The sequence below is a fragment of the Falsiroseomonas sp. genome (assembly GCF_051859025.1).
Lineage (GTDB): Bacteria > Pseudomonadota > Alphaproteobacteria > Acetobacterales > Acetobacteraceae > Falsiroseomonas.
This window is the reverse complement of sequence record NZ_JBHYGL010000001.1, coordinates 956,985-983,576: the sequence shown is the minus strand read 5'-3', so window position 1 is coordinate 983,576 and position 26,592 is coordinate 956,985. Positions and strand designations below refer to the sequence as shown.

The window sequence follows — 26,592 nt, the reverse complement described above, 5'->3', positions numbered from 1 at the left end:
CATCCCCCTCCGCCAGGGCGGGGGAGGGTGCCTAACCCTCGATGTCGATCACCAGCGGCGTGTGGTCGGAGGGCGTTTCCTCCGCCCGCGGCGCCACATCCACCCGCGCCGCCACCAGCCGTTCCGCCAGTTCGGCGGAGAGCAGCGCGTGGTCGATGCGCAGCCCCGCATTGCGTTCGAAGGCGCTGCCATAGTCCCAGTAGGTATAGACGCGCTCCCCGGGATGCAGCGCCCGCAGCGCGTCGGTGAGGCCCAGATTCTCCAGCGCCCGCCAGGCCGCCCGCGTCGGCGGCCGCACCAGCGCATCGGTCGGCGGCAGGGCGCCCGGCGCCAAATCCAGCGCCGTCGGGCAGACATTGAAGTCGCCCAGCACGGCGAAGGGCGTGAAGCGGTCCAGCCTGTCCTTCGCCAGCAGCCGCAGGCGCTCCATCCAGGCCAGCTTGTAGGCATAGCCGTCATCGCCGCCGGAATTGCCGTTCGGCAGGTAGATGCCCGCGGCGTGCACGCCGGCGGCGGCGACCTCGATGTAGCGGGCATGGGTGTCGCCCTCGTCGCCCGGCAGCGACTCCGCCACCACCTCGAAATCCAGCCCCGGCTTCGCCAGCACGGCCACGCCGTTGCGCCCGCCATGCTGCCCCACCGCCTTCATGCGGTAGCCGGAGGCGCTCAGTTCCAGCTCCGGGAACTCCTCCGTCTTGCACTTCAATTCCTGCAGGAACAGCAAATCGGGCTGCTCCCGCGCCAGGAAGCGCAGGATGTGGGGCGCCCGCTTGCGGACGGAGTTCACGTTGAAGCTGGCGAGGCGGATCATGCGCCCGATCCTACGCCAGCGCGCCCGGCCAGCCTACCCGACGTGCCTATCCGACGCTGAAGCTGGTTCCGCAGCCGCAGGCGGAGACGGCCTGGGGGTTCTTCACGGCGAAATGGGCGCCGATCAGCGCCTCCGTCCAATCAAGCTCGGCGCCGGCCAGCAGGTCGAGGCTGACGGGATCGACGAAGACGCGGCCAGGCCCGTGCTCGACCACCAGATCATCCGGTGCCGGCGCATCCTCCAGCCCGAATTTGTACTGGAAGCCGGAACAGCCCCCGGCATCCACGGCCAGGCGCAGGCCGGCATTGGGCTTGCCCTCCCGCGCCGCGATCTCGGCAACCTGCTGCGCGGCGCGGGGCGTCACGCGGAAGGCGGTGCTGATGTTCGTGTCCATGGCGGTTCCGGTACTCCTTGGGATGCAAGATAGGACGGTCCTGCCCCGGTTTCCACGCCCAACCCTCTGTTGCCCCTTCGCGCCGGGCGGTGCTACGGCCTTCCGGATGGACCCGACGCGGCTTCCGGACGGCCTGGCCCCTTGGGCGGTCAGGGCCAGCGATTCACGGGGCCGGCTGCATGCCGAGCCCACCGGCGGCGCACGTTCGCCCTTCCAGCGCGACCGCGACCGCATCATCCATGCCACCGCCTTCCGGCGCTTGCAGTACAAGACCCAGGTCTTCGTCTATCACGAAGGCGACCATTTCCGGACGCGCCTGACCCACAGCCTGGAAGTCGCGCAGATCGCGCGCTCCGTCGCCCGGGAACTGGCGCTGGAGGAAGATCTGGCGGAGGCGCTGGCCCTCGCCCATGACCTCGGCCATCCCCCCTTCGGCCATGCCGGGGAGGATGCGCTGGATGCCGCGATGAAGCCCTATGGCGGCTTCGACCACAATGCGCAGTCCCTCAAGGCCGTCACCGCGCTGGAAACCCGCTACGCCGGCTTCGACGGGCTGAACCTGACGTGGGAGACGCTGGAGGGCCTCGCCAAGCATAACGGCCCGCTGCGCCGCCCATCCCCCTACATCGTCGAATATGATCGCCTGCACCCGTTGGACCTGACGACGCATGCGAGCGCGGAGGCGCAGGTCGCGGCGCTGGCCGATGACATCGCCTACAACAACCATGACCTCGATGACGGCGTGAAGGCCGGGCTGTTCACGCTGGAGGAAGCGGCGACGCTGCCGCTGGTGAAGACCGCCTACGACGCCGCCCGGCAGCAGCACCCGACCCTGCCGAAGGACCGCGCGACCAGCGAGGTCGTGCGCCGCGTCATCAACGCCATGGTGAACGACGTGGTGGCGGAAACCCGCCGGCGAATCGCCGCGCTGAAGCCCGCCAGCGCCGCCGATATCCGCGCGCATGACCGCCCCGTGGTCGCCTTCTCCGACGCCATGATGGAGGCGAACAACGAACTCCGCGCCTTCCTGTTCCAGCGCATGTACCGCCACTGGCGGGTCAACCGCACCACGCAGAAATGCAAGCGGGCGCTGCAGGTCCTGTTCAGCCTGCTGCATGGCGAACCCCGCCTTCTGCCGCCCTGGTGGCAGGACAAGGCCGGCGACCCCGGCAGCCAGGCCGCCGCGCGCGCGGTGTGCGACTACCTCGCCGGCATGACGGATCGCTATGCGCTCGAGGAGCACAAGCGCCTCACCGATCCGACGATTCCCGGCTGACCATCTCCAGAGCCCGACTGAAAGCGTTCCGATGAACCCGACCGACGACCTCTTCGCCGCCATGCGCGCCCATGTGGTGGAGGCGCTGGCGACGCTGCTGCCGGAACTCCCGCCGGAGAATTTCGCCCGCGTCCTGGTGGAGCCGCCCCGCGATGCCGCGCATGGCGACATGGCGACCAACGCCGCGATGGTGGTGGCGAAGGCCGCGAAGCTGCCCCCGCCGAAGCTGGCGGCGAGCCTCTGCGAGAAGCTGGCCGCCCTGCCCATGGTGGTCTCCGCCACCCCGGCCGGGCCGGGCTTCGTCAACATCAAGCTGGCCGATGATTTCGTCCGCGGCGTGGTGCCGGCCGTGCTGGCGGTGGGCCCTGCCTATGGCGACGGGCCGAAGCGGGCAGGGGGGCCGGTCAACGTCGAATACGTCTCCGCCAACCCGACCGGGCCGATGCATGTCGGCCATTGCCGCGGCGCCGTCGTCGGCGATGCGCTGGCGCTGCTGCTGCGCAAGGCGGGCTACGACGTCACGCGGGAATACTACGTCAACGACGCCGGCGCGCAGGTGCTGGCCTTGGCCTATGCCGCCTATTGGCGATACCTCCAGGCGCTCGGCACCACGATGTCGGAGGAGGACTACGCCGCCGCCACGCCATCCGGCCTGCAATACCGCGGCGATTACCTGGTCCCCGTCGGCGTCGCGCTGCGCCAGATCTTCAAGGACACGCTCTCCGGCCCCAAGGCCACGCCGGCCGACCCGTCGCTGTGGCTCGACACCGTGCGGGATTTCACGGTGGAAGCCATGATGTCCGCGATCCGGGAGGATCTGGCCGCGCTCGGCGTCGAGCACGACATTTTCATCAGTGAACGCCAGGTGGTTTCCGAAGGCTGGCTGGAGAAGGCCGAGGCCACGCTGACCGCCAAGGAGTTGATCTACACCGGCGTCCTCGAACCGCCCAAGGGCAAGACCCCCGATGACTGGGAGCCGCGCCCCCAGGTGCTGTTCCGCGCCACGCAATTCGGCGACGACGTCGATCGCCCGCTGCGGAAATCCGATGGCTCCGGCACCTATTTCGCGAATGACGTCGCCAACCATTTGGCCAAGATCGACCGCGGCTTCCCGCAACTGGTGCAAGTCTGGGGCGCCGACCATGGCGGCTACGTCAAGCGCATGCAGGCCGCCGTCGCCGCGCTTTCGGACCGCAAGGTCTCGCTGGACGTGGTGCTGACGCAGATCGTGCATGTGATGAAGAACGGGGAGCCCGTGCGCATGTCGAAGCGCGCCGGCACCTACATCACGCTGCGCGACCTGATCGACGAAGTGGGCAAGGACGCCGTCCGCTTCACGATGCTGACGCGCAAGGCCGATGCGCAGATGGAATTCGACCTGGACAAGGTGGTGGAGCAGAGCCGGGACAACCCCGTCTTCTACGTCCAATACGCCCATGCCCGCTGCCGGTCCGTGCTGCGGCAGGCCGGCGACCCGGCGGCCGGGGACCTCGCCGCCGCGCCGCTCGACAGTCTGGTGGACCCCGCCGAACTCGCCCTGATCCGCCGCATGGCGGGCTGGCCGCGCACCGTGGAAGCCGCCGCGGTTGCACGGGAGCCTCACCGAATCGCGTTCTTTCTCCAAGACTTGGCCAGCGACTTTCATGTATTGTGGAACAGGGGGCGCGACGATTCCACGTTGCGCTTCATCCGGGCGGAGGAGCCTGAGGCGACCAAAGCGCGGCTCGCGCTGGTGGCGGCCACGGCAACGATTCTCCGCTCCGGCCTCGCGGTGATGGGGGTCGAACCCGTCGAGGAGATGCGATGAGCGACGCGATGGTGCCTTCCTATCGCCTGCACCGGCCGGCATCCGCCGTGCCATGGCGCATGATCGCCATGGCCGGGGGCGTGTTGGCCTTCATCGCCGCCGGCGCGGCGGGGTGGTGGGCCATCCAGCGAATCAGTGAGCGCAGCGTCCCGGTGGTGGAAGCCGACACTAGGCCCTTCAAGGTCCGCCCCAGCGACCCCGGCGGCCTTCGCGTTCCCAACCAATCCGAACTCGTCCTGGAACGGCCCGGCGCGCGGCCGCCGGGTAGCGCGACCGCCCGCGCGCCGGGCCTGGCGCCGGAAGCCGAGGCACCGAACATCGGCGGCCTGCGCGCCGCCGTGTCGCCGCCGCCCGTGATCGCCCCCGCGCCGACCTGGCCGCCCCAGCCCGCGCCGCGGCCGGGCCAGGTGGTGCCGGGCCAGAATGCGCCGGGCGCCAGCGCGGCCGCGCCCCCCGCGGCGGCTCCCGCCCCGGCCAATGGTGCGCCGGCCCAGGCCCCCGCCCGCCCGGCAACGCCGCCGGCCGCGACGCCTCCTGCCGCTCCGGCCGCCGCCACCGTCGCGCCCCCGGCCCGCCCCGCCGGATCGGGCCGTGTCCAGGTGCAGATCGCCGCCCTGACCAGTGAGGACAGCGCCCGCGCCGAATGGGATCGCGTCGCCCGCCGGGCGCCCGAGCTGTTCCAGGGCCGCAGCCCCGCCGTCACGCGTCTCGACCGCGACGGCCAGTCGCCACTTTTCCGCCTGCGCACCGGCGGATTCGCGGACCAGGATGCGGCGCGCGAATTCTGCGAACAGGTCCGCGCTCGCGGAGCCACCTGCATCCCGGTCCGCTGAGGTTTCCATGACCCTTCTCGCCGCCGTGGTCGGCATCGCCGGCACGGCGCTTTCGGCGGAGGAAGCGGCGCTGTTCCGCCGCCACCGCCCGGCCGGCGCCATCCTGTTCCGCCGCAACGTGGACAATCCCGCACAGCTTCGCGCCCTGGCGGATTCGCTGCGAGAGGAACTGGGCGCGGAGGCGCCGATCCTCATCGACCAGGAAGGCGGCCGCGTCGCCCGTCTCCGCCCGCCGCATTGGCCGGAATTCCCCCCCGCCGCCACCTTCGAGGGCCGGCCCGAAACGACCGCGGAGGCCAATGCCGCCCTCATCGGCCTGGCCTGCGCGGAGGCCGGGCTCGACGTGGTCTGCGCGCCGCTGCTGGATTTGCGGCTGCCCGGGATGCACCAGGTGATCGGGGACCGCGCCTTCTCGGCCGATCCGGCGGAGGTCGCGCGCCTCAGCGCCGCCTGGATCAGCGGGCTGCGCCAGGCCGGCTGCATCCCCGTCATCAAGCATATCCCCGGCCATGGCCGCGCCCGCGTGGACAGCCACGAATCCTTGCCGGTGGTGGAGGCCGACCGCGCCACCCTGGCCCCGGATATCAAGGCTTTTCGCCTGGTCTGCGCCGATGGGGCAGGGGACGGCCTCTGGGCCATGACGGCGCATATCCTCTACAGCGCGCTGGACGCAGGGCTGCCCGCCACGCTGTCACCGTCCCTGATCCGGGACGTCATCCGGGGCGAGATCGGCTTCGATGGCGTGCTAGTCTCGGACGATCTGGCCATGGGCGCCATGGCGGGGCTGTCCGGCGACCTGGCCGGGGACACGGTGCGGGCGGGCTGCGACCTGGTGCTGCATTGCACGGGGGTGCTGGCGGAAACCGCCGCGGTGCTGTCCGCCTGCCCGGTGCTGTCCGACCACGCTTCCCGCCGCCTGGCCGCCGCCCGCGCGGCCACCGCCGCCGCCGCCCGCCCGCTCAACCCCGCCGCGCTGGTCGCCGCGCGGGATTCGCTGCTGGCCGTCACCTCGTGACCGGCGAATGGGTGGGTGAGATCGCGGCGATCGCGCTGGCCGCGATCCTCGCCATCACCCTGCACGAAGCGGCGCATGGCGTTGCCGCCAAGGCGCTGGGGGATGACACGGCGGCGCGGATGGGGCGCGTCAGCCTCAACCCGATCCGCCACATCGACATGGTCGGCACCATCCTGCTGCCGGCCTTCCTGCTGGTGTCGCAACTGCTGACCATCGGGCGGGTGGAGGCGATGTTCGGCTGGGCGAAGCCCGTGCCGGTGAATGTCTGGCGGCTGCGCAACCCGCGCTGGGGCATGGTGCTGGTGGCGGCCGCCGGCCCGGCCATCAATTTCGCGCTTGCCTGGGGCTTCGGCCTGGCCGCCCATGGGGTGACGGCGCTGTCCGATTCGCTGCCGGAAGACGGCACGGAATGGCTGCTCCGCTTCATCGCATTGAGCATGCTCTACAACGTGATTCTCGCCTGCTTCAACCTGCTGCCGCTGCCGCCCCTCGATGGCGGGCGCATCCTGGTCGGCATCCTGCCGGCCCCGCTGGCGCGCGCGGTGGCAAGCACGGAGCGATTCGGCCTGCTGATCGTCATCGGCCTGATCTTCATCCTGCCGCACCTCATCACGGGGTTCGACCCGCTGGGGGCGCTGATCCGCAACGTGGCCCTGCCGGTGCTGCGATTCATGTTCATGCTGGCCGGCCACGGGGGGTGATGATGGCGGATCCGGTGCTGCATCTCCGGCTGGATGGGTATGAAGGGCCGCTCGACCTGCTGCTGGACCTCGCGCGGTCGCAGAAGCTCGACATCGCCAACATCTCCATCGTGGCGCTGGTGGACCAGTACCTGGCCGTCATCGACCAGGCGCGCGGCATGCGGCTGGAATTGCAGGCGGAATGGCTCGTCATGGCCGCCTGGCTCGCCTGGCTGAAATCCCGCCTGCTGCTGCCGAAGGAGGAAGCGGCGGAGCAGGAGGACCCCGAGGCCCTGGCCGCCCGGCTGACCGACCGGCTGGCGGAGCTTGAGGCGATGCGCGCCGGCGCCGCCTGGCTCCAGGCCCGCCCCCAGCTCGGCCGCGACGTCTTCGCCCGCGGCGCGCCGGAAAGCCTGACGGTCGAGGATCGCTCCGGCATCCGCGCCGACCTCGCCAGCCTCTGCCAGGCCTATGCGGCCGCCCGTCGTCGCGCGCTGGCCATGCGCCCCTATCAGCCGAAGCCGAGAAAGCTGTTCACGGTGCAGGAGGCGATCCAGCGCCTGACCCAGGTGCTGGGCGAATTGCCCTCCTGGGCCGTGCTGCAGCGATTCATGCCGGAGGATGAGGCGCTCGACCCCGTGGAGCGCCGCGCGGCCCTTGCCAGCACGCTGATCGCGGGCTTGGAGATGGCGCGCGGCGGCGCGCTGGAACTGCGCCAGGACCGGGCCTTCGGCCCCATCCTGCTGCGCCGGGCGGAGGCCGTGGAGGGTCAGCGGGATGTGCGTGCCGCCTGAGGAGGAGGGGGGGGACCCCCTGGTGGTTCCCGACGCGATCGAACCGCCGCCCGTCGTCTCGGCGGAGGCGATCCGCATCGCCGAGGCCCTTCTCTTCGCCACCGACCGGCCCCTCGCGCCCAACCGGCTGCAGCAGGTGCTGCCGGAAGGCCAGGCCGCGGATGCCGTGCTGGCCGAACTCGCGATCCTGCTGGATGGCCGCGGCGTGACATTGACGGAAGTCGCCGGCGGCTTCGCGCTGCGCACCGCGCCCGAACTGGCGCCCGCCCTGACGCGGGTGGTGGAGGTGCCGAAGCGCCTGCCCCGCGCGGCGATGGAGGCTTTGGCCGTGATCGCCTGGCACCAGCCCGTGACGCGGGCGGAGATCGAGGAGATCCGCGGCGCCAGCCTGTCCCAGACCACCCTCGAATCGCTGCTGGAACACGGGCTCGTCGCACCGCGCGGGCAGCGGGAGGTGCCGGGCCGCCCGACGCTCTGGGGCACGACCACGCGCTTCCTGGAACAGTTCGGCCTGAAGTCGCTGCGCGACCTGCCGCGGCGGGAGGAATTGGTCAGCGCCGACGCCGCCATGCCGCTGCTGGCCGCGATGCTGGCGCCGAAGGAGCCGGGCGAGCCGCCGGACGAGGCCCCAACCCCTTGAGTATTCGATTCGAGGGCGTCTCCCATTCCTATCCCGAACGCGGCCAGGTGCTGCGGGGCCTCGACCTCGATGTCGGGCCCGGGGAGATCGTCTGCCTGCTCGGCCCGTCGGGCTGCGGCAAGACCACGCTGCTGCGCCTGGCCTCGGGGCTCGAACCCCTCCAGGCCGGGCGCATCACGCTGGGCGGGCAGTTGATCGCGGAGCCCGGGCGGGAGACGCCGCCGGAAGGCCGGGGCGTCGGATTCGTGTTCCAGGACTACGCGCTGTTCCCGCATTTGACGGTGGAGGAGAACGTCGCCTTCGGGCTCCGCTTCATCCCGCGCGGGCAGCGGAAATGGCGGATCATGGATGCGCTGGCGCGCGTGGGGCTGGAGGGTTTCGCCGCCGCCTGGCCGCACATGCTCTCCGGCGGCCAGCAGCAGCGGGTGGCGCTGGCCCGCGCCCTGGCGCCGCGCCCTTCCGTGCTGCTGCTGGACGAGGCCTTCGCCAGCCTCGATGCCCGGCTGCGCGAACAGGTGCGGGACGACACGCTCCATGTCCTCCAGGAAGCCGGCATCGCGACGCTGATCGTGACGCATGACGCGGAGGAGGCGATGTTCATGGCCGACCGCATCGCGCTGATGAATGCGGGGCAGATCGAACAACTCGGCACCCCCACCGACCTCTACCTGACCCCCGCCAGCCGATTCGTCGCGACCTTCCTGGGGGAGGTGAACGTGCTGCCCGCGCGGGTCCATGCGGGGCGGGCGGAAACGCCGATCGGCACCGTCCCGGCCCCCGCCGCGCTCGGCAACATGCCCGTGCAGGTGCTGCTGCGGCCGGAGGGGCTGCGGGTGATGACGGCGCCTTCCGCCGATGGCCCCGCCGCACCGCTGGCCGGCGATCTTTCCGGCTGCGGCGCGGTGGCGGAGGTGGAGGCCTGCCGGCTGCTCGGCGCCACCACGCTGGTGCATCTGGCGGTGCCGGACGGGCAGGGGGCGCTGCTGCACCTGCATGCCAGGCTGCCGCCCGGGATCTGGCTGGCGCGGGGTGAGAGGGTTTCCGTCGCGATGGATCCGCAACGGGCCTTCGTATTCCCGGCCGAGGCTCCCTAGATAAGGCACGGGGTGGTCGCCGCCGGATTGGCGCGACGCGGCGATCCTGCTAACGGGATGGGCCCGCAGGCCGGCACGATGCTCGGCGCGGGAATGGGGAAGAATGCTCGGTCTCGACTGGTCCGAACTCGCGCTGATCGCGGTGGTCGCGGTGGTCGTTATCGGCCCCAAGGACCTGCCTGATGCCGTGCGCGGCATCGCCAAGGGTATCCAGAAGCTCCGCCGCATGGCCGGGGAGTTCCAGGGCCAGGTGGATGAGGTGGTGCGCGAGGCGAAGCTGGATGACGTGCGGAACTCGATCAACGAGATCCGCAACTTCAACGTCCGCGACATCGTGGAGAAGGAGATCGACAAGGACGGGTCGATCCGCAAGACCTTCACGGAAGACCCGATCGGCAACCCGCTGCGGGATGCGTTCAGCCCCAATGGCGGCACCGATTCCGTCCATGGCGCCGCCGTGACGCCGCCGCCCGATGCCATGCCCGCAGCGCCGCCGCCGCCCGCCGCACCGGCCTTCGTGCCGCCCGGCACCCTGCCGCCGCTGCCGGAACCGCCGCCGCCGCCCGCCGCCGTGGTGCCGCCCGCCTTCGTGCCGCCGGCCTCGGTCCCGCCTGTGGCCACCGTGGCGCCGCCGCCGGCCCCCGTCGCCACGGCGACGCCTGCGACGCCTCCCGCGCCGCCCCCTTCCGCAGCCTGAGATAACGGATCCCCCCCGTGCCGCGTGATCCGGAAGACCAGATCGACGACAAGCCGATGCCGTTGATCGAGCACCTCATGGAGCTGCGCACGCGGCTCATGTGGTCGATCGGCGCCTTCATCATCGCCTTCGCCGTCTGCTACTATTTCTCGACGCAGATCTACGGCTTCCTTGCCGCGCCGCTGGCGGACATCCTGCACGCGCAATCCGGCGGCCAGGACCGCCGGATGATCTTCACCGCGCTGTACGAGGCCTTCTTCACCTACCTGAAGGTCGCCTTTTTCGGCGCCACCTTCTTCAGCTTCCCGATGTGGGCGACGCAGCTCTGGCTGTTCATCGCACCTGGCCTGTACCGGAGCGAGAAGAAGGCGATCATGCCCTTCCTTGTCGCCTCGCCCTTCCTGTTCCTCGCCGGCGCGGCGCTGGCCTACTATTTCATCTTCCCGCTGGCGTGGAAGTTCTTCATCTCCTTCGAAACGCCGGCCGATGCGGGGTCCATCCCGATCCAGTTGGAGGCCAAGGTCAGCGAATACCTGTCGCTGGTCATGCACATGATCCTGGCCTTCGGCATTGCCTTCCAGCTGCCCGTGGCGCTGACGCTGATGGTCAAGGTCGGCATCCTCAGCGTGGAGGGGCTGCGCAAGGGCCGCCGCTACGCCATCGTCGGCATGTTCGTCGTCGCCGCCATCATCACGCCGCCCGACATCATCAGCCAGATCGGCTTGGCGGTGCCGCTGATCATCCTCTACGAACTGTCGATCCTGGCCGCGCTGTGGATGACGCCGAAGCCGCCGAAGGACGAGACGATGAGTTGAAGCGGGCTTCCGGGGGGCGCAGGCCCCCATCCCGCCTTCGCTTCCTCGCCGCCTTCGCTTCCTTGCAGTGACGCCCCAGGGAGGGGCTGCCGACCATGCATGACATCAAGCTGGTGCGCGCCAACCCCGCCGCCTTCGACGCCGCGCTCGCCCGCCGCGGCGCGCCCCCCGCGGCGGCGGAGGCGCTGCGCCTCGATGACCTCCGCGTCGAGGCCATTCGCATCACCCAGGCCGCCCAGACCACCCGCAACGAGCTGTCCCGCCAGATTGGCGCCGCCATGAAGCGCGGCGAGGCGGCCGAGGCCGAGCGGCTGAAGGCCGAGGTGAAGGCCGCCGTCGATGCCGCCGCCGCCGCGACGCCGGAAGTGCATGAGGCCGCGCGCGACGCCCTGCTGGCCGCCCTGCCCAATGTGCTGGATTCGGAGGTGCCGGAGGGCCTGGACGAGAGCGCCAATGTCGTCCTCCACACCCATGGCGCCCCGGCCAATTTCGCCTTCACGCCGAAGCAGCATTTCGAGCTGGGCGAAGCCTTCGGGATGGACTTCGGCAACGCCGCCAAGCTGGCCGGCGCGCGCTTCACCATCCTGCGCGGGCCGCTCGCGCGGCTGGAACGCGCGCTGGGCCAGTGGATGCTGAACCTGCACACGGAACAGCACGGCTATACGGAGGTCTCCGTCCCGCTGCTGGTCAATGACGCGACCATGTATGGCACCGGCCAGCTGCCGAAGTTCAGCGAGGATCTGTTCCGCACCACCGATGGCCGCTGGCTGATCCCGACCGCGGAAGTGCCGCTGACCAATCTGGTGCGGGGCGAGATCCTGGCCGAATCGGCGCTGCCGCTGCGCTTCACCGCACTCTCCCCCTGCTTCCGGAGCGAGGCCGGTTCCGCCGGCCGCGACACCCGCGGGATGCTCCGCCAGCACCAGTTCCCGAAGGTGGAACTGGTCTCCATCTGCCTGCCGCAGGACAGCGCGGCGGAGCATGAACGCATGACCGCCTGCGCGGAGCGGGTGCTGACGGAACTCGGCCTGACCTGGCGGCGCATCATGCTCTCCGCCGGCGATACCGGCTTCGGCGCGGCCAGGACCTATGACCTGGAGGTCTGGCTGCCCGGCCAGCAGGCCTGGCGGGAGATCTCCTCCTGCTCCAACTGCCGGGATTTCCAGGGGCGGCGCATGGATGCGCGCTACCGCCCCGCGGCGGCCCAAGGGGGAGCCAAAGGCACCGAATTCCTGCACACGCTGAACGGCAGCGGCGTGGCCGTGGGCCGTGCCCTGATCGCGGTGCTGGAGACCTTCCAGCAGGAAGATGGATCGGTCCTGGTGCCGGAAGTGCTGCGCCCCTGGATGGGCGGCGCCGAGATCCTGCACCCCGCCGGCTGACGGGACACACCGGGACCGGCGTTTTCACGCCCTGGGCGCGGGAAGGGCCGGGCGCCGTCCTGGCGCCCGGTCTCCGGCCTCAATCGCCCGCGGCGACGCCTTCGTCGATGGCGCGGGGGCTGCTGGACTCATCGATCCACACCAGCACGATGGACCCCACCATCGCGAAGGTCACGCCGACATTGTCATGGCCGCTCAAGAAGCCGAGCGGCGTGCCGATGGCGCAGGCGATGACCGTGGGCCAGGGGTAGCGGCCCATCAACCCGAAGATCATGCCGAAGGGGGCGTAGAGGGCAGCCATCAAGGCCGTGATCCTTTGGAAACCGGCGCCTGGGCGTATCGCCACCATGGCGAAGAGGGCGCGCCCGGGCACGCTCTCGCTTGCGTGAGGACGATGCAAGGCAGTGGTCCAAAGGATGCGGCGAATTCACCCAGGCGACAGACCCGGGGGAAAATCCGCAATGAATGGCGGATTTTCCTGATTTTCCTGTAACTTATCGGGCAAGCTTCACGTCATGAGAAGCCCGTCACGTGGCGGCCATGCTCAGCCGTCCAGCCGGACTCCAAGCCGCCCGGCCATCTCCTGCACGAACTGCCAGGCGACACGGCCGGACCGCCCGCCGCGGGTGACGGACCATTCGACGGCGGCCTTGCGCAGTTCCTCCGGCCCGATCGGCAGGTTGAAGCTGCCGGCATAGCCCTCGATCATCGCGAAGAAGGTGTCCTGGTCGCAGTTGTGGAAGCCGATCCACAGCCCGAAGCGGTCGCTGAGGGAGACCTTCTCCTCCACCGCCTCCGCGGGGTTGATGGCGGTGCTGCGCTCATTCTCGATCATGTCGCGGGACATGAGGTGGCGGCGGTTGGAGGTGGCGTAGAACAGGACATTGGCGGGGCGGCCCTCGATCCCGCCATCCAGCACGGATTTCAGCGCCTTGTAGTCGGCGTCCTCACGCTCGAAGGACAAATCGTCGCAGAAGACCAGGCAGCGGCGCGGTTGTGCCCGCAGGGTGTTCAGCAGCTCGGGCAGGGTGCGGACATCCTCCCGCTGGATTTCCACCAGCGCCAGGCAGCCCGGCGTCTCCCGGTTCGCGGCGCGGTGGGCGGCCTTGACGAGGGATGACTTCCCCATGCCGCGGGCGCCCCAGAGCATGGCGTTGTTGGCCGGCAGGCCGCGGGCGAAGCGCAGCGTATTCTCCAGCACCAGGCCCTTCTGCCGGTCCACGCCCTGGAGCAGCGCGATATCCACGGCGGAAACGCGCTTGACCGGCGCCAGGCGCGCGGGCGGGCCGGGATGCCAGACGAAGGCATCGGCGCCGTGCAGGTTCGGCGCCGGTGGCGGCGGGGGCGCCAGGCGTTCCAGCGCCTCGGCGATGCGCGTCAGGGTGGGGAGGAGGGCGTGCGGATCGGTCAAGGCGGTGGCCCCGGTGCTGCAGCGTATTGACGGAAAGGGGGCGGAGGCTAGGTTGCGGGCCGAAGCGCCGCAACCCCGGCGCAAGCCCCAAGAAAGCCGGACCCGCCCCCATGTTCATTTCGCCTGCCTACGCCCAGACCGCCGATGGCGGCACCACCGCCGTGATCATGCAGCTTCTGCCGCTGATCCTGATCTTCGCGGTCTTCTACTTCCTGCTGATCCGGCCCCAGCAGAAGAAGATGAAGGAACACCGGGCGCTGCTCGGCCAGCTGAAGCGCAACGACAAGGTCGTCACCGCCGGCGGCATCGTCGGCACCATCGCCAAGGTGCGGGACGACAGCGACGAGATCGAGGTCGAGATCGCACCCGGCGTGCGCGTGACCGTGGTGCGCGGCACCATCGCCAGCGTGGTGAAGCCGCCGGAGCCCGCGAACGACACCAAGGCGTCCGACACCAAGGCCTGACGGCGTCTCAGACGCCAGGGCCTGACGGCGTCTGAGACGCCAGGGCCTGAAAGCGCCGGGTTGGTATCGAGGGGGCGGGCCGCAAGGTCCGCCCCCTTTTTCGTGCCCGCATGGCGGCCCTTCGGAGGCATGCGCCCCGCGCGCGGGACAGCCCGCGCCCCCGGTGGCAGAAGCAGCGCGAGCCGAAGGAGACGTGACGATGAGCGAGCCCAGGACCCTGCTGCAGATGGCCGGCGCCAGCCTGGCCCCGCCGGCGCTGGCCGATGCCGTGCTGCTGGTGATCGACGCGCAGGGCGAATACCGCACGGGCAGGCTGCCGCTGGAGGGAATCGAGGAATCGCTGCCCGTCCTGGCCGGGCTGATCGCCCGTGCGCGTGCCGGCGGCGCGGTCGTGATCCATGTCGCGCATAAGGGCCGACCGGGCGGCTTGTTCGACCGCGACGCCGCGGGCGGCGCGATCCTGGCGGAGGTCGCGCCGGTGGAGGGCGAGGCGGTGGTGGAGAAGCCACTGCCGAATGCCTTCGCGGGCACCGACCTGGCTCAGCGCCTGGCGGCGGTCGGCCGCAAGGAGCTGATCGTGGCGGGCTACCAGACCCACATGTGCGTCAGTTCCACGGCGCGGGCAGCGCTCGACCTCGGCTATCGGGTGACGGTGCCGCATGATGCCTGCGCGACGCGGGCGTTGCCGGATGCGCTGGGCGGCGGGGCGATCAGCGGGGCGCAGATCCATCGCCATGCGCTGGCGGAGCTGGCGGATCGTTTCGCCGTGGTGCTGCCCGCCGCCGCCATCGGCTGACCCCACGAAAAAGGGCGCCGGATTGCTCCGGCGCCCCGATTCCAGAACCCCGTGGGGTTCAGGCCGCCTGGCCGCTGCTCAGGCCGCCCTTGTCCATCAGCCCCTCGACGACTTCCCAATCCACGAGCTTGTTCAGGAAGTTGTCGAGGTAGTTCGGTCGGACGTTGCGGAAATCCAGGTAGTAGGCGTGTTCCCAGACGTCGACGCCGAGGATCGGCGTGCCTTCGCCGGTCGCGACGGGGTTGGAGCCGTTCGGCGTCTTCGTCACCTTCAGCTTGCCGTCGGTGCCGATGACCAGCCAGGCCCAGCCGCTGCCGAACTGCGTCACGCCAGCCTGCTTGAACGCGTCCTTGAAGGCCTGGAGGCCGCCGAGGTCGCTGTCGATCTTCGCCGCCAGCTTGCCCGGCAGCTTGTCGCCGCCGCCCTTGGGCGACATCACCTGCCAGAACAGGATGTGGTTCCAGTGCTGGCCGGCCTGGTTCAGCACGGGAAGGCCATCGGCACCGGCCTTGCCGGCTTCCGCCACGATCTGCTCCAGCGTCTTGCCGGCCAGGCCCTTGGATTCGATCAGGCCGTTCAGCGCCGTCACATAGGCGTTGTGGTGCTTGCCGTGATGGAGCTCGAGCGTCTCCTGGCACATGCCCTGGCCCGCGAGGGCGTTGGTGGAATAGGGAAGGGGCGGCAGGCTGAAGGGCATGGGGGACTCTCCCGTTGGAGGTTCTTGCCCCCGTGTCACGCCGGAGGCCGGCGTCTGACCTAGGCGTGGTGCCCGGAGGCGTCAACCACGCCAGCAGGACGCTTGCCCGTGTTGCGTCGGACCTTCATCAAGCCGCCATGGCCACCCCCGCGCTTTCCCCGATCGCCGCCTTCGCCCGCGCGCATGACCCGGACCGGTTCCTGACCGCGATCTTCATGCCCGCAAAGGCGCGGGAGGCGTTCTTCAGCCTGATCGCCTTTAACCACGAACTGGCCCGGGCGCGGGAGGCGACGACCAACCCCGTCGCCGCGCTGATCCGCCTGCAATGGTGGCGGGACGCCGTGGCGGAAGCGGCGGCGGGCGCGCCCGCACGGCGGCATGAGGTGGCGGCACCGCTGCATGCCGCGATCGTGTCCGGCGCGCTGGCGGCGGATGACCTGCTCGGCCTGGTCGATGCGCGGGAGCCGGAGACGGAGGAGGAAGGCGTCCCGACGCGGGAGGCCTTCGGCGCCTATCTGCGGGCCGGGGCCGGCGGCTTCGCCGTGGTGGCGGGACGGCTGGCCGGCGCACCCCCGGAATCCCTGCCGCTGCTGCAACGCCTGGGCGCCCTGCACGGGCTTTCGGGCGTGCTGCGCAGCGTCTCCGCCCATGCCGCCCAGGGCCGCTGCCTGCTGCCCCGCGATGCCTTGGCGGAAGCGGGCCTGATCACAGAGGCCGTGGTGGCCGAACCCGCCATCGCGGCGCCGCTGGTCCGCGCTTTGGCGGAAGAAGGCGGCGGAATGCTCGCCAAGGCGATGGCGGAGGGCCTGCCCCGCGCCGCGCTGCCCGCCGCGCTGCCCGCCGTGCTGGCGCGCCGGGACCTGCGCCGGATCGCCGCCGGGCAGCCAGTGCCGCGGCCGCGCGGTGTCTCGGACCGGATCGCCGTCACCTGGGCGGCCTTCCGGGGGCGGCTGTGATCGTGGGAGGCTCCGCGCCATGATCGATGCCGTCCTGTTCCAGACCGCGGATGCGGATGCCTATTTCCCTATGCTGTCGGCGACCCTGCCGGCCAACCGGGAATTCTGCCGCCGCCACGGCATCAGGCTGGAAGCCTTCATCGGCATCCGCCGCGGCTACCACCCCTGGCACGCCGCCTATAATCGCCTGGGTTTCCTGCGGGACCGGCTGGCGGCGGGCTTCCGGGGCTGGGCGATCTACCTGGATGCGGACGCCTTCGTGGCGGACCTGTCCTTCGACATCGCGGGCTACCTGGCCCGCCACGCCGGCAGCGCGATGATCGGTCCGCCCGGCGCCGGGCGGGGCCCGTGGGACGTCAACAGCGGCATCTTCCTGTGGAACTTCGCGCGGGAGGAAACGCGCATCGCCGCCGCGCGCTGGATCGCGCTGTTCGACGCCATCCCGGATAAGGCGCTGCGCGCCGCCCCCGCTTGGGACGATGTCGAGAACGACCAGCGCCTGCTGCACCAGGTGCTGCGCGACGATCCCGCGCTGACCGCCGCCGTGACGATGGAGAGCGACCAGTTCATCGGCTACCAGCACAGCCGCTTCATCAAGCAGTTCGTGCGGAACGAGGTGCACAGCCCCGAACAGCGCGTGCTGCGCATCGCCCGCCAGGTCTCGATCAGCCTGCTTCAGGGGGGCGTGGCGCCGGTCGTGGATGCGGCCCGGGTGATGGCTGCGCATGAATTGCTGAAGGGCGCGCCGCCGGCCTCCCTGGAAGCCGCCTTCGCGGCGCTGGAGGCCCCGAGCCTGCGCGCGCTGGCCGAGCGTCTGCGCCCGGCATAGCGCGGTTCCAGCCAGGCGGCGCCCGTGGCACGATCCCCGCAATAAACGGGAGGACCCACGCCATGCCGTCTCGCCGCGCCCTGCTGGCCACGCCGCTGCTGATGCTGCCCGGCATCGCCCGCGCCCAGACTGTGCCCGCCATCTTCGCCGCCGGCGCCACCAAGCATGCGGTGGAGGAATTGCAGCAGGTCGAGCGCGCCACCGGCCGCCCCGTGCCGACCGCCGCCTTCGACACCGTCGGCGCGCTGCGCGACCGAATCCTGGCCGGCGAACGCCCCGCCGTGACGCTGCTCTCGGCGGAAGCCGTTTCCGCCATCCGCGCGCGGGGCATCGGCCCCGCGGATGGCGCGCTGGATGTCGGGCGCACCGGCGTCGGCCTCGCCGCCCCCGCCGGGCGCCCGGCGCCGGATATCGGGACGCCGGAGGCCTTCCGCGCCGCGCTGCTGGCGGCCGACAGCATCGCCTATGCCGACCCCGCCCGCGGCGCCACCGCCGGCCGGCACGTCGCCGCCGTGATCGATAGGCTGGGGCTCACGGAGGCGCTGCGCCCCAAGCTGCGCCTGGTGTCCTTCGGCGTGGAAGGCGTCGCGATGGCGAGCCGGGGGGAGGTTTCGCTGGCCTTCAGCCAGGCCACCGAGATCATCGACCGCCCCGGCGTGCAACTGGTGGGCCTGCTGCCGGAGGCACTGAACCTCTGGACCGTCTACCGCGCCGCCATCGTGCAGGACGGGGAGGAAGCGCGGGCGCTGCTGGCGCTGCTGTCGGGCGACGCCGCACGGGCGGCTTACGCACGCATCGGCTTCCGGGGGGCGTGATGGCTGCCAATGATGACCAGTTCCAGGGCGCGGCGCGTGAGGTCAACCGCGACCACGCGCGCGGCTGGCTGCCCGCGAAGGGCCGGTTCCAGGGCGGCATCACCTATCCCGAGGAAACCAAGATCGCCAAGGGCAAGGTCCTGGTCCGGCTCGGCCATTCCCACGACAAGGTGGGAAACCCGGTCGAGGATTGGGAGAACCTGACCTCTCCCTGGTGGATGTCGGATTCGACCTTCCTCGACATCCTGGGCCGGGGCGAGGATGCCGGCACCGGGATGAACCAGATGTTTCGCATGAAGCTCGCGCTGACACCCGATTTCGGGGTCAGCGACACGCTGTTCTGGGTGGTGACGACGCAGCCGCTGCGCGCCTGGGCCGGCCGTGCCAGGCCGGTGCTGGAAGACCCGGACCCCGCAGTGCGGGAAAGGCAGGGGCGCCCGCTGGCCTGGCTCGGCGGCTACGAGATCGTGCAGAACTTCATTCCCGGCCTGCGGGACTTCGCGAAACGCGAAGCCACGAGCTGCGCGAAGCGCAGTTTCGCGGTGCTGCCGAAGGTGAAGCTCTCCGACTACGCCACGATGCGCCAGGGCGGCTTCGCCTTCGTGGAGAAGCCCTGGCCGCCCTAACCGCCCGCTCTGAACGCCCCCTCAGGCCTTCTTCCGCTTCTTCGCCACCACCGGCGCCGCCGCCGCGCCATCCCGCGCGATGATCGGCTTCAGGAAGCGCCCGGTGTGGCTTTCCGGCGCTTCCGCCACGTCTTCCGGCGTGCCCTGCGCCACGATCCGGCCGCCGCCCTCGCCGCCTTCGGGGCCGAGGTCGAGGATCCAGTCTGCGGTCTTGATGACCTCCAGATTGTGCTCGATCACCACCACCGTGTTGCCCTGCGCCACCAGGGCGTGCAGCACCTCCAGCAGCTTGCGCACATCCTCGAAATGCAGGCCCGTCGTCGGCTCATCCAGGATGTAGAGCGTGCGGCCGGTGGCGCGGCGCGACAATTCCTTCGACAGCTTGATGCGCTGTGCCTCGCCGCCCGACAGCGTCGTCGCCTGCTGGCCGAGATGGATGTAGCCGAGGCCGACATCGCGCAGCACCACCAGCTTGTCGCGGATCGACGGTACGGCGGAGAAGAAATCGAGCCCTTCATCCACCGTCATGTCGAGCACGTCGGCGATGGATTTGCCGCGGAACTTCACATCCAGCGTTTCGCGATTGTAGCGCTTGCCCTTGCAGGTGTCGCAGGTGACGTAGACGTCCGGCAGGAAGTGCATCTCGATCTTCAGCACGCCGTCGCCGCCGCAGGCCTCGCAGCGGCCGCCCTTGACGTTGAAGCTGAAGCGGCCGGCCTGGTAGCCCCGTGCGCGGGACTCCGGCATCTCCGAGAACCAGTCGCGGATCGGGCCGAACAGGCCGGTATAGGTCGCGGGGTTGGAACGCGGCGTGCGGCCGATGGGCGACTGGTCGATGTCGATGATCTTGTCGAGGTGTTCGAGGCCCTCGATCCGCTCATGCGGGCCCGGGACCTCGCCGCTGCCCATCAGGCGGCGGGACGCGGCCTTGAACAGCGTCTCGATCACCAGGGTGGATTTCCCGCCGCCGGAGACGCCGGCCACGCAGCAGAAGGTGCCGAGCGGGATTTCCGCCGTCACGTCCTTCAAATTGTTGCCCCGCGCGCCGACGACGCGGATGACGCGCTTCGGGTCGATGGGCCGGCGCGTGGTGGGCATGGGGATGCGGCGCGCGCCGGACAGGTACTGGCCGGTGATGCTGTCGGGATTCGCCTCCACCTCCGCCGGCGTGCCCTGGGCGATGACGCGGCCACCGCCCTTGCCGGCGGCGGGGCCGATATCGATCAGATGGTCGGCGCTGCGGATCGCGTCCTCGTCGTGCTCCACGACCAGCACGGTATTGCCGATGTCCCGCAGGCGCCGCAGCGTCTTGAGCAGGCGTTCATTGTCCCGCTGGTGCAGGCCGATGCTGGGTTCGTCCAGCACATAGAGCACGCCGGTCAGCCCGCTGCCGATCTGCGATGCCAGGCGGATGCGCTGCGATTCGCCGCCCGACAGCGTGGCGGAGGAACGCCCCAACGACAGATAGTCCAGCCCCACATCGACCAGGAACTGCAGCCGGTCCTCGATCTCCCGCAGGATGCGCCGCGCGATCTCCTGCCGCTGCGGCGTCAGCGTCGGCATCACTTGCGCGAACCAGTCCCGTGCCTTGCGGATGGACAGGTTGTTGACGTGGCCGATGTGGCATTCCGCCACCTTCACCGAGAGGCTTTCCGGCTTCAGGCGATGGCCCTGGCAGGCGGGGCAGGGGCGGTCCGCCTGGTAGCGGGACAGATCCTCCCGCACCCAGGCATTGTCTGTCTCGCGGTAGCGGCGCTCCAGGTTGGGGATCACGCCCTCGAACGGCTTCTTCACGTCATAGGCGCGAAGGCCGTCCTTGTATTTCAGGGTGACGACCTCGCCGTCCGTGCCGGTCATGACGACGCTGCGGAAGGCCTTGGGCAGATCCGCCCAGGGGGTGGTCATCGCCACCTTGTAGTGCCGCGCCAGGCTTTCCAGCGTCTGGTCGTAATAGGGTGATGATGCGCCGGACCAGGGCTGCACCGCGCCGTCCTTCAGCGACTTCGAATCATCCGGCACCACCAGCATCGGGTCGAAGAAGCTCTGCGTGCCCAACCCGTCGCAGCTGGGGCAGGCGCCCTGGGGGGAGTTGAAGCTGAACAGCCGCGGCTCGATCTCCTCGATCGTGAAGCCGCTGACGGGGCAGGCGAATTTCTGGCTGAAGACGGTGCGCTTCTGGTCGTCCGCGCCCTCCGCATAGGCGACGCCATCGGCCAGGGCGAGCGCGGTTTCCAGGCTGTCCGCCAGGCGGCTCTCGATGCCTTCCCGCACCACGATGCGGTCCACCACGACCTCGATATCGTATTTCAGCTTCTTGTTGAGCGCCGGCACCTCTCCGACCTGGTGCAGCACGCCATTGACCTTGACGCGTTCGAAGCCGCGGCGCTGGAACTCAAGAAAATCCTTCTTGAACTCGCCCTTCTTGCCCTTGGCGACGGGGGCCAGCAGCAGCAGCCGCGTGCCTTCCGGCATCGCCATGATGCGGTCCACCATCTGGGAGACGGTCTGCGCCTCGATCGGCAATCCCGTCGCCGGCGAATAGGGCACGCCGACGCGCGCCCAGAGCAGGCGCATGTAGTCGTGGATTTCCGTCACCGTGCCGACGGTGGAACGCGGGTTGTGGCTGGTGGTCTTCTGCTCGATGGAGATCGCGGGGCTCAGGCCCTCGATGCTGTCCACATCCGGCTTCTGCATGAGCTGGAGGAACTGGCGGGCATAGGCGCTCAGGCTCTCGACATAGCGGCGCTGGCCCTCGGCATAGATGGTGTCGAAGGCGAGGGACGACTTGCCGGACCCCGACAGGCCCGTGACCACCGTCAGCGCGTCCCGCGGGATGTCGATGTCGATGTTCTTGAGGTTATGCTCCCGCGCGCCGCGGACGCGGATCAATCCGCTCATGAGATCACCGATCGGTCTGGGTGGGCCGGAAGGGCACCGCCCCCTGGAGTCGGGACGGCGTTCGCGTCTTGTTCTAGATGATGCGAAGCCCTATAGGTAGTCCCGCATCAGGAATTGCCAGAGTGCCGACGCGGCGCGCGACGCATGGCTGGCCTGTGACGTCTGGTTTGTAACGTCTGGTCTGGGCCGCGCCCGCGCTATAGGGTCCGGCCAAAGGATAGGGGTGCCGCCATGGCCGGAGTGAACAAGGTTATCCTCGTGGGGCGGCTGGGCCGTGACCCCGAGATCCGCAATTTCCAGAATGGCGGCCGCGTGGTGAACCTGCGCCTGGCGACCAGCGAGCGGTTCAAGGACCGCGAGGGCAACCAGCAGGAGCGCACCGAATGGCATTCGGTCGCCATCTTCAATGAGAAGTTGGGCGAGATCGCCGAGAAGTACCTGCGCAAGGGCAGCGAAGTGTACGTCGAGGGCCAGCTGGAGACCCGCAAATGGCAGGATCAGGCCGGCGCGGACCGCTACACCACGGAAATCGTGCTGCGCCAGTTCCGGGGCGAGATCGCCCTGCTGGGCGGCCGCGGCACGGGCGGTGAGATGGGCGGCGACCCCGGCGAGGGCGGCGGCGGCTATGCGGGCGCCGGCGGGGGTGGTGGCGGCGGCTATGGCGGCGGGGGTGGCGGTGGCCGCTCGGCCGGCGCTGGCGGCGGCCGGTCCTCCGGCGGCTGGGACAATAGCGGCGGCGGCGGCCGCGCGCCGGCCGGCGGTGGGCGCAGCGCGCCGCCGAAGGGCGGCAGCGACCTGGATGACGATATCCCGTTCTGATCGCCTTCCGCTTTCCGCCATGGGCAAAGGCCGCGGCAACGCGGCCTTTTTCATGTCCGCCCCACGCCCTGTTCCCCCGGGAACACGGCCCCGGGCCCATCCCCCGTCATTCTCCCCCCACGCCGCGGATGGTCGCGGCCCTGGATGACGGAGACGACGATGGGCCTGTTCGATCCCAAGGGTGGCGCCGGCAATGACCGCTTCCTGGCCTGGCGCGCCACCGGCATGTTCGGCGAGTTCATCGACCTGGGCGAAGGCAACAACGTCGTCCACGGCTTCGGCGGCGACGACCTGATCTTCGGCGGCAGCGGCCGGGATACGATGTTCGGCGGCGAGGGGAATGACTACCTCAGCGGCGGCGACGGCGCCGACGTGCTGCGCGGGAATGAGGGTGACGACATCCTCTTCGGCCATGGCGGCGCGGACAGCCTGGATGGCGGCGATGGCGATGATGAGCTGAACGGCTTCGAGGATGACGACACCCTCTCCGGCGGCAATGGCGATGATGACCTGCGCGGCGGCACCGGCGCCGATACGCTGGATGGCGGCAGCGGCGCCGACCTGCTGAAGGGGGAACAGGGCGCCGACAGCATGGATGGTGGCGCGGGGAACGACGTCCTCGAAGGCGGCATCGATGAGGACACGCTGCGGGGCGGCAGCGGCAATGACCGGATGGATGGCGGCGACCAGGCCGACTGGATGGATGGCGGCACCGGCGACGACCAGATGATCGGCGGGCAGGGGGCCGATACGCTGTTCGGCGCCTCAGGCAACGACAACCTGGCCGGCAGCCAGGGCAATGACAGCCTGGCGGGCGAACAGGGCAACGACGTGCTGGATGGCGGCCAGGGCTTCGACACGCTCCAGGGCGGCATGGGCGCGGATTTGCTGCGCGGCGGCGATGACGACGACCTGCTGGTCGGCGATGTGATCGGGGAGACGGGGTTCGGCGCCGATACCCTCCAGGGCGGCAACGGGCGGGACACCTTGCAGGGCGCCGGCGGCAATGACCGGCTGGATGGCGATGCGGGGGATGACCTGCTGGATGGCGGCGTCGGCAACGATGTCCTGAATGGCGGCGCGGACAATGACCGGCTGCTGGGCGGCGGGAATGACGACACGCTGCGCGGCGATGCGGGGCTGGATACGCTGGAAGGCGGCAACGGCCGCGACCTGCTGGATGGCGGCGCGGGGAATGACAGCCTGCTGGGCGGCGCGGATGCCGACCAGCTGAAGGGCGGCGCCGGCGACGATGTGCTGATGGGCGGCACGGGCACGGATACGCTGACGGGCGGCCTCGGCCTGGACCAGCTCTTCGGCGGCGGGGATGCCGACATCTTCGTCTGGACCCAGGCCGATGTCGGCAAGCTGAGTGCCGCCGGCCAGGTGAAATACGCGGGGGTGCGGGATCTGGTGCAGGATTTCCAGGCCGGGGACCGGCTGGACTTCTCCGGCATCGATGCCCATCCCGGCGGCGCCGACGATGCCTTCCTGTTCATCGGGACGGGCCGCTTCCTGACCGGGGGCGACCACGGCCAGATCCGCACCCAGGCGCTGGGCGCCGATACGCTGGTGCAGCTGGAGATCAACGGCGACGGGGTGGCGGACCTGGAAGTGCTGCTGGCCGGAACCCATGCGCTGCGCTTCGACGCGCAGGTGCAGGACTTCATCCTCTGACCCCGGGCCTCCAGAGGCGTGGCCGCCGGGGGGTGATCCCCGGCGGCTTCATGTTTCCAGCCTTCGACATCCCCGGCGCGATGGGCTAGACCGGGCCCACAGGAACGAAGCACGAATCTGACCCATGCCGGACGACATCAAGGCCCTTCCGCCGAACGGTAATGAGCGCGAGACGCGCCTGGCCGATGCGCTGTCGGAGCGCTACCTGGCCTATGCGCTGTCCACCATCGTCAGCCGGTCCCTGCCGGATGTGCGGGACGGTCTGAAGCCGGTCCATCGCCGGCTGCTCTACGCCATGCACCAGCTGAAGCTGGACCCGGCCTCCGGCTTCAAGAAATGCGCCCGCATCGTCGGCGACGTGATGGGCAAGTACCATCCGCATGGCGACAGCAGCATCTACGAAGCCCTGGTCCGCCAGGCGCAGGAATTCGCCGCCCGCTACCCGCTGGTCGAGGGCCAGGGCAATTTCGGCAATATCGACGGCGATAACGCCGCGGCCATGCGCTACACCGAAGCCCGGCTGACGGAAGTCGCGCAGGCGCTCCTCGAGGGGATCGAGGAGAACGCCGTCGATTTCCGCGCCACCTATGACGGGGAGGAGAAGGAGCCGCTGGTCCTGCCGGCCGCCTTCCCGAACCTGCTCGCCAATGGCGCCGCAGGCATCGCGGTGGGCATGGCGACCTCCATCCCGCCGCATAATGCGGGCGAACTCTGCGGCGCCGCCATCGCGCTGATCAACAACCCCGATGCGACGCCAGATGATTTGCTGGCGCATGTGAGGGGACCCGATTTCCCGACCGGCGGCCTGCTGGTGGAATCCGCCGAAAGCATCCGCGAAGCCTACATCACCGGCCGCGGCGGCTTCCGCCTGCGCGCGCAGTGGAAGACGGAGCCGTTGAAGAACGGCACCTGGCAGATCGTCGTCACGGAAATCCCCTACCAGGTCCAGAAGTCGCGCCTGATCGAGCAGATCGCGCTGCTGATGGAGGAGAAGAAGCTGCCGCTGCTGGGCGACGTCCGCGACGAGAGCACGGACATCGTCCGCCTGGTGCTGGAACCCAAGACCCGCGTCGTCGATCCGAAGATGCTGATGGAGACGCTGTTCCGCAATTCGGCGCTGGAGACGCGCTTCCCGCTGAACATGAACGTGCTCGACGCCGAACGGACGCCGCGCGTGATGGGGCTGAAGGAGGTCCTGCGCTGCTGGCTGGACCACCGCCATGTCGTGCTGGTGCGGCGGTCCGAACATCGCCTGGCCGCCATCGCGCGGCGGCTGGAGATCCTGGACGGCTACCTCATCGTCTATCTCAATCTCGATGAGGTCATCCGCATCGTCCGCTATGAGGACAAGCCGAAGGAGGCGCTGATGAGCACCTTCTCGCTGACCGACGTGCAGGCGACCTCCATCCTCGACATGCGGCTGCGGGCACTCCGCAAGCTGGAGGAGATGGAGATCCGGAAGGAGCACAAGAAGCTCAGCGCGGAGCAGAAGCGCCTGCAGGGGCTGCTGTCGAGCGAGGCGAAGCGCTGGGCCGCGATCGTGGAGGAGATCGAGGAGACGCGGCGGAAGTTCGGGGAGGAAACCGTCCTCGGCAAGCGGCGCACGGAAATCGGCGGCCCGGCCAGCGAGATCGTGGTGGATGAGAACGCCTTCGTGGAGCGCGAGCCCATCACCGTGATCCTGTCGGGGAAGGGCTGGATCCGCGCGCAGAAGGGCCACCTGGCCGCGGATGCCGAGCTGCGCTTCAAGGAAGGCGACGAGCTGAAATTCGCGCTCCACGCGGAAACCACCGACCGCATCGTCGTCTTCGCCACCAACGGCAAGGCCTTCACGCTGAAGGCCGATACGATTCCGCGCGGGCGCGGCGATGGCCAGCCGGTGCGCCTGCTGCTCGACCTGACGAACGAAGACGACGTGGTGACGATGTTCGTCCACAAGGACGGCATCCGCTACCTCGTCGCCGCGCAGGACGGGAAGGGCTTCCTGGTGAAGGCGGAGGATCTGCTGGCGGAGAAGCGCACGGGCAAGCAGGTGCTGGTGCTGGAAGCCGGCAAGGAAGCCGCCTGCTGCAAGGTGGCGGATGGCGACCTGGTCGCGGTGGTGGGCGACAACCGGAAGCTGCTGGTCTTCCCGCTGGAGCAGGTGCCGGAGATGACGCGCGGCCGCGGCGTGCAGCTGCAGGGCTACAAGGATGGCGGCCTGGCCGATGTGCAGGTCTTCGCCGCCAAGGCCGGGCTGCGCTGGAAATACGGATCGGGCGTGCGGACGGAAACCGATCTGCGGGAATGGCGCGGCAACCGCGCCGGCGCCGGCAAGCAGCCGCCGAATGGCTTCCCGCGCAGCAACCGATTCGAATAGATCGGCC

General features: G+C 70.0%; 26 protein-coding genes. 20 read left to right on the top strand and 6 right to left on the bottom strand.

The window, feature by feature from the left end; genetic code table 11:
- Window positions 1–31: 31 nt before the first annotated feature.
- A complete protein-coding gene (xth, locus tag ACTIE5_RS04820) occupies window positions 32–808 on the bottom strand; it encodes an exodeoxyribonuclease III (RefSeq protein ID WP_439548654.1) in 777 nt (258 codons plus the stop codon).
- 49 nt (window positions 809–857) lie between these two features.
- Window positions 858–1,205: a HesB/IscA family protein gene (locus ACTIE5_RS04815; protein WP_439548550.1), complete on the bottom strand. Its 348-nt coding sequence runs from the start codon at window positions 1,203–1,205 to the stop codon at window positions 858–860.
- 106 nt (window positions 1,206–1,311) lie between these two features.
- Here ACTIE5_RS04815 and ACTIE5_RS04810 point away from each other — a divergent pair, with 106 nt between their 5' ends.
- The 11 genes from ACTIE5_RS04810 to serS all read left to right on the top strand — a co-directional run bounded on the left by ACTIE5_RS04810 (window position 1,312) and on the right by serS (window position 12,238).
- The gene (locus ACTIE5_RS04810) at window positions 1,312–2,481 is read left to right on the top strand and encodes a deoxyguanosinetriphosphate triphosphohydrolase (protein WP_439548549.1); all 1,170 of its coding nucleotides are present in this window, start codon (window positions 1,312–1,314) and stop codon (window positions 2,479–2,481) included.
- A gap of 31 nt (window positions 2,482–2,512) precedes the next feature.
- The gene (gene argS, locus ACTIE5_RS04805; RefSeq protein WP_439548548.1) at window positions 2,513–4,288 is read left to right on the top strand and encodes an arginine--tRNA ligase; all 1,776 of its coding nucleotides are present in this window, start codon (window positions 2,513–2,515) and stop codon (window positions 4,286–4,288) included.
- Window positions 4,285–5,121 (top strand): SPOR domain-containing protein, encoded by an 837-nt coding sequence (locus ACTIE5_RS04800; protein WP_439548547.1) that lies wholly within the window; start codon window positions 4,285–4,287, stop codon window positions 5,119–5,121. The genes argS and ACTIE5_RS04800 overlap by 4 nt, the downstream gene beginning before the upstream one ends.
- Window positions 5,122–5,128: 7 nt before the next feature.
- Window positions 5,129–6,136 (top strand): beta-N-acetylhexosaminidase, encoded by a 1,008-nt coding sequence (nagZ, locus tag ACTIE5_RS04795; RefSeq protein ID WP_439548546.1) that lies wholly within the window; start codon window positions 5,129–5,131, stop codon window positions 6,134–6,136.
- A complete protein-coding gene (locus tag ACTIE5_RS04790; RefSeq protein ID WP_439548545.1) occupies window positions 6,133–6,837 on the top strand; it encodes a site-2 protease family protein in 705 nt (234 codons plus the stop codon). The genes nagZ and ACTIE5_RS04790 overlap by 4 nt, the downstream gene beginning before the upstream one ends.
- Window positions 6,837–7,610, top strand: a complete 774-nt coding sequence (locus ACTIE5_RS04785; RefSeq protein WP_439548544.1) for a segregation and condensation protein A — start codon at window positions 6,837–6,839, stop codon at window positions 7,608–7,610. The genes ACTIE5_RS04790 and ACTIE5_RS04785 overlap by 1 nt, the downstream gene beginning before the upstream one ends.
- Before the next feature lie 22 nt (window positions 7,611–7,632).
- Window positions 7,633–8,250 carry an SMC-Scp complex subunit ScpB gene (scpB, locus tag ACTIE5_RS04780; RefSeq protein ID WP_439548543.1) on the top strand — a complete coding sequence of 206 codons (618 nt, stop codon included), beginning with the start codon at window positions 7,633–7,635 and terminating at the stop codon, window positions 8,248–8,250.
- On the top strand, window positions 8,247–9,344 hold the full coding sequence (locus ACTIE5_RS04775) for an ABC transporter ATP-binding protein (RefSeq protein WP_439548542.1): 1,098 nt from the start codon (window positions 8,247–8,249) through the stop codon (window positions 9,342–9,344). Before scpB ends, ACTIE5_RS04775 begins: the two co-directional genes overlap by 4 nt.
- Window positions 9,345–9,447: 103 nt before the next feature.
- Window positions 9,448–10,041: a Sec-independent protein translocase protein TatB gene (gene tatB, locus ACTIE5_RS04770; RefSeq protein ID WP_439548541.1), complete on the top strand. Its 594-nt coding sequence runs from the start codon at window positions 9,448–9,450 to the stop codon at window positions 10,039–10,041.
- A gap of 17 nt (window positions 10,042–10,058) precedes the next feature.
- Complete coding sequence (gene tatC / locus ACTIE5_RS04765) at window positions 10,059–10,856, top strand: twin-arginine translocase subunit TatC (protein ID WP_439548540.1); 798 nt, start codon at window positions 10,059–10,061, stop codon at window positions 10,854–10,856.
- A 95-nt stretch (window positions 10,857–10,951) separates the two neighbouring features.
- Entirely contained in the window at window positions 10,952–12,238 is a 1,287-nt protein-coding gene (serS, locus tag ACTIE5_RS04760) for a serine--tRNA ligase (protein WP_439548539.1), read from the top strand.
- Between the two features lie 79 nt (window positions 12,239–12,317).
- Here the strand turns inward: serS and ACTIE5_RS04755 are convergent, their stop codons facing one another.
- Together ACTIE5_RS04755 and ACTIE5_RS04750 are read right to left on the bottom strand one after the other, a co-directional pair.
- A complete protein-coding gene (locus ACTIE5_RS04755; protein WP_439548538.1) occupies window positions 12,318–12,539 on the bottom strand; it encodes a hypothetical protein in 222 nt (73 codons plus the stop codon).
- Window positions 12,540–12,782: 243 nt separating this feature from the next.
- Window positions 12,783–13,649 carry an ATP-binding protein gene (locus tag ACTIE5_RS04750; protein WP_439548537.1) on the bottom strand — a complete coding sequence of 289 codons (867 nt, stop codon included), beginning with the start codon at window positions 13,647–13,649 and terminating at the stop codon, window positions 12,783–12,785.
- A 110-nt stretch (window positions 13,650–13,759) separates the two neighbouring features.
- Between ACTIE5_RS04750 and yajC the strand changes: the two genes are divergently transcribed.
- Both yajC and ACTIE5_RS04740 read left to right on the top strand, forming a co-directional pair.
- Window positions 13,760–14,113, top strand: coding sequence for a preprotein translocase subunit YajC (yajC, locus tag ACTIE5_RS04745; RefSeq protein ID WP_439548536.1), 354 nt, complete (start codon window positions 13,760–13,762; stop codon window positions 14,111–14,113).
- Between the two features lie 199 nt (window positions 14,114–14,312).
- Window positions 14,313–14,909 (top strand): cysteine hydrolase family protein, encoded by a 597-nt coding sequence (locus ACTIE5_RS04740; RefSeq protein ID WP_439548535.1) that lies wholly within the window; start codon window positions 14,313–14,315, stop codon window positions 14,907–14,909.
- Window positions 14,910–14,967: 58 nt separating this feature from the next.
- Here ACTIE5_RS04740 and ACTIE5_RS04735 read toward each other — a convergent pair whose 3' ends face one another.
- Window positions 14,968–15,606 (bottom strand): superoxide dismutase, encoded by a 639-nt coding sequence (locus tag ACTIE5_RS04735; RefSeq protein WP_092960011.1) that lies wholly within the window; start codon window positions 15,604–15,606, stop codon window positions 14,968–14,970.
- A 137-nt stretch (window positions 15,607–15,743) separates the two neighbouring features.
- Between ACTIE5_RS04735 and ACTIE5_RS04730 the strand changes: the two genes are divergently transcribed.
- From ACTIE5_RS04730 to ACTIE5_RS04715, 4 genes are all read left to right on the top strand, one after another.
- Window positions 15,744–16,562 (top strand): squalene/phytoene synthase family protein, encoded by an 819-nt coding sequence (locus ACTIE5_RS04730; protein WP_439548534.1) that lies wholly within the window; start codon window positions 15,744–15,746, stop codon window positions 16,560–16,562.
- Window positions 16,563–16,581: 19 nt separating this feature from the next.
- Entirely contained in the window at window positions 16,582–17,391 is an 810-nt protein-coding gene (locus tag ACTIE5_RS04725) for a hypothetical protein (RefSeq protein WP_439548533.1), read from the top strand.
- A 62-nt stretch (window positions 17,392–17,453) separates the two neighbouring features.
- On the top strand, window positions 17,454–18,206 hold the full coding sequence (locus ACTIE5_RS04720) for a molybdate ABC transporter substrate-binding protein (RefSeq protein ID WP_439548532.1): 753 nt from the start codon (window positions 17,454–17,456) through the stop codon (window positions 18,204–18,206).
- Complete coding sequence (locus ACTIE5_RS04715) at window positions 18,206–18,832, top strand: hypothetical protein (RefSeq protein WP_439548531.1); 627 nt, start codon at window positions 18,206–18,208, stop codon at window positions 18,830–18,832. The genes ACTIE5_RS04720 and ACTIE5_RS04715 overlap by 1 nt, the downstream gene beginning before the upstream one ends.
- Before the next feature lie 21 nt (window positions 18,833–18,853).
- Here ACTIE5_RS04715 and uvrA read toward each other — a convergent pair whose 3' ends face one another.
- A complete protein-coding gene (uvrA, locus tag ACTIE5_RS04710; protein WP_439548530.1) occupies window positions 18,854–21,730 on the bottom strand; it encodes an excinuclease ABC subunit UvrA in 2,877 nt (958 codons plus the stop codon).
- A gap of 231 nt (window positions 21,731–21,961) precedes the next feature.
- On the opposite strand from uvrA, the gene ssb reads away from it, so the two are divergent.
- The 3 genes from ssb to parC all read left to right on the top strand — a co-directional run bounded on the left by ssb (window position 21,962) and on the right by parC (window position 26,585).
- Window positions 21,962–22,549 (top strand): single-stranded DNA-binding protein, encoded by a 588-nt coding sequence (ssb, locus tag ACTIE5_RS04705; protein ID WP_439548529.1) that lies wholly within the window; start codon window positions 21,962–21,964, stop codon window positions 22,547–22,549.
- A 144-nt stretch (window positions 22,550–22,693) separates the two neighbouring features.
- Window positions 22,694–24,226 carry a calcium-binding protein gene (locus ACTIE5_RS04700; protein WP_439548528.1) on the top strand — a complete coding sequence of 511 codons (1,533 nt, stop codon included), beginning with the start codon at window positions 22,694–22,696 and terminating at the stop codon, window positions 24,224–24,226.
- Window positions 24,227–24,350: 124 nt separating this feature from the next.
- The gene (parC, locus tag ACTIE5_RS04695; protein ID WP_439548527.1) at window positions 24,351–26,585 is read left to right on the top strand and encodes a DNA topoisomerase IV subunit A; all 2,235 of its coding nucleotides are present in this window, start codon (window positions 24,351–24,353) and stop codon (window positions 26,583–26,585) included.
- Window positions 26,586–26,592 lie beyond the last annotated feature (7 nt).

What these genes read in the sequence shown, in the direction of transcription:
- ACTIE5_RS04815 (WP_439548550.1), bottom strand. Translation starts at nt 1,205, where the DNA reads ATGGACACGAACATCAGCACCGCCTTCCGCGTGACGCCCCGCGCCGCG.
- ACTIE5_RS04810 (WP_439548549.1), top strand. Translation starts at nt 1,312, where the DNA reads ATGGACCCGACGCGGCTTCCGGACGGCCTGGCCCCTTGGGCGGTCAGG.
- argS (WP_439548548.1), top strand. Translation starts at nt 2,513, where the DNA reads ATGAACCCGACCGACGACCTCTTCGCCGCCATGCGCGCCCATGTGGTG.
- ACTIE5_RS04800 (WP_439548547.1), top strand. Translation starts at nt 4,285, where the DNA reads ATGAGCGACGCGATGGTGCCTTCCTATCGCCTGCACCGGCCGGCATCC.
- nagZ (WP_439548546.1), top strand. Translation starts at nt 5,129, where the DNA reads ATGACCCTTCTCGCCGCCGTGGTCGGCATCGCCGGCACGGCGCTTTCG.
- ACTIE5_RS04785 (WP_439548544.1), top strand. Translation starts at nt 6,837, where the DNA reads ATGATGGCGGATCCGGTGCTGCATCTCCGGCTGGATGGGTATGAAGGG.
- tatB (WP_439548541.1), top strand. Translation starts at nt 9,448, where the DNA reads ATGCTCGGTCTCGACTGGTCCGAACTCGCGCTGATCGCGGTGGTCGCG.
- serS (WP_439548539.1), top strand. Translation starts at nt 10,952, where the DNA reads ATGCATGACATCAAGCTGGTGCGCGCCAACCCCGCCGCCTTCGACGCC.
- ACTIE5_RS04755 (WP_439548538.1), bottom strand. Translation starts at nt 12,539, where the DNA reads ATGGCTGCCCTCTACGCCCCCTTCGGCATGATCTTCGGGTTGATGGGC.
- yajC (WP_439548536.1), top strand. Translation starts at nt 13,760, where the DNA reads ATGTTCATTTCGCCTGCCTACGCCCAGACCGCCGATGGCGGCACCACC.
- ACTIE5_RS04740 (WP_439548535.1), top strand. Translation starts at nt 14,313, where the DNA reads ATGAGCGAGCCCAGGACCCTGCTGCAGATGGCCGGCGCCAGCCTGGCC.
- ACTIE5_RS04735 (WP_092960011.1), bottom strand. Translation starts at nt 15,606, where the DNA reads ATGCCCTTCAGCCTGCCGCCCCTTCCCTATTCCACCAACGCCCTCGCG.
- ACTIE5_RS04730 (WP_439548534.1), top strand. Translation starts at nt 15,744, where the DNA reads ATGGCCACCCCCGCGCTTTCCCCGATCGCCGCCTTCGCCCGCGCGCAT.
- ACTIE5_RS04725 (WP_439548533.1), top strand. Translation starts at nt 16,582, where the DNA reads ATGATCGATGCCGTCCTGTTCCAGACCGCGGATGCGGATGCCTATTTC.
- ACTIE5_RS04720 (WP_439548532.1), top strand. Translation starts at nt 17,454, where the DNA reads ATGCCGTCTCGCCGCGCCCTGCTGGCCACGCCGCTGCTGATGCTGCCC.
- ACTIE5_RS04715 (WP_439548531.1), top strand. Translation starts at nt 18,206, where the DNA reads ATGGCTGCCAATGATGACCAGTTCCAGGGCGCGGCGCGTGAGGTCAAC.
- uvrA (WP_439548530.1), bottom strand. Translation starts at nt 21,730, where the DNA reads ATGAGCGGATTGATCCGCGTCCGCGGCGCGCGGGAGCATAACCTCAAG.
- ssb (WP_439548529.1), top strand. Translation starts at nt 21,962, where the DNA reads ATGGCCGGAGTGAACAAGGTTATCCTCGTGGGGCGGCTGGGCCGTGAC.
- ACTIE5_RS04700 (WP_439548528.1), top strand. Translation starts at nt 22,694, where the DNA reads ATGACGGAGACGACGATGGGCCTGTTCGATCCCAAGGGTGGCGCCGGC.
- parC (WP_439548527.1), top strand. Translation starts at nt 24,351, where the DNA reads ATGCCGGACGACATCAAGGCCCTTCCGCCGAACGGTAATGAGCGCGAG.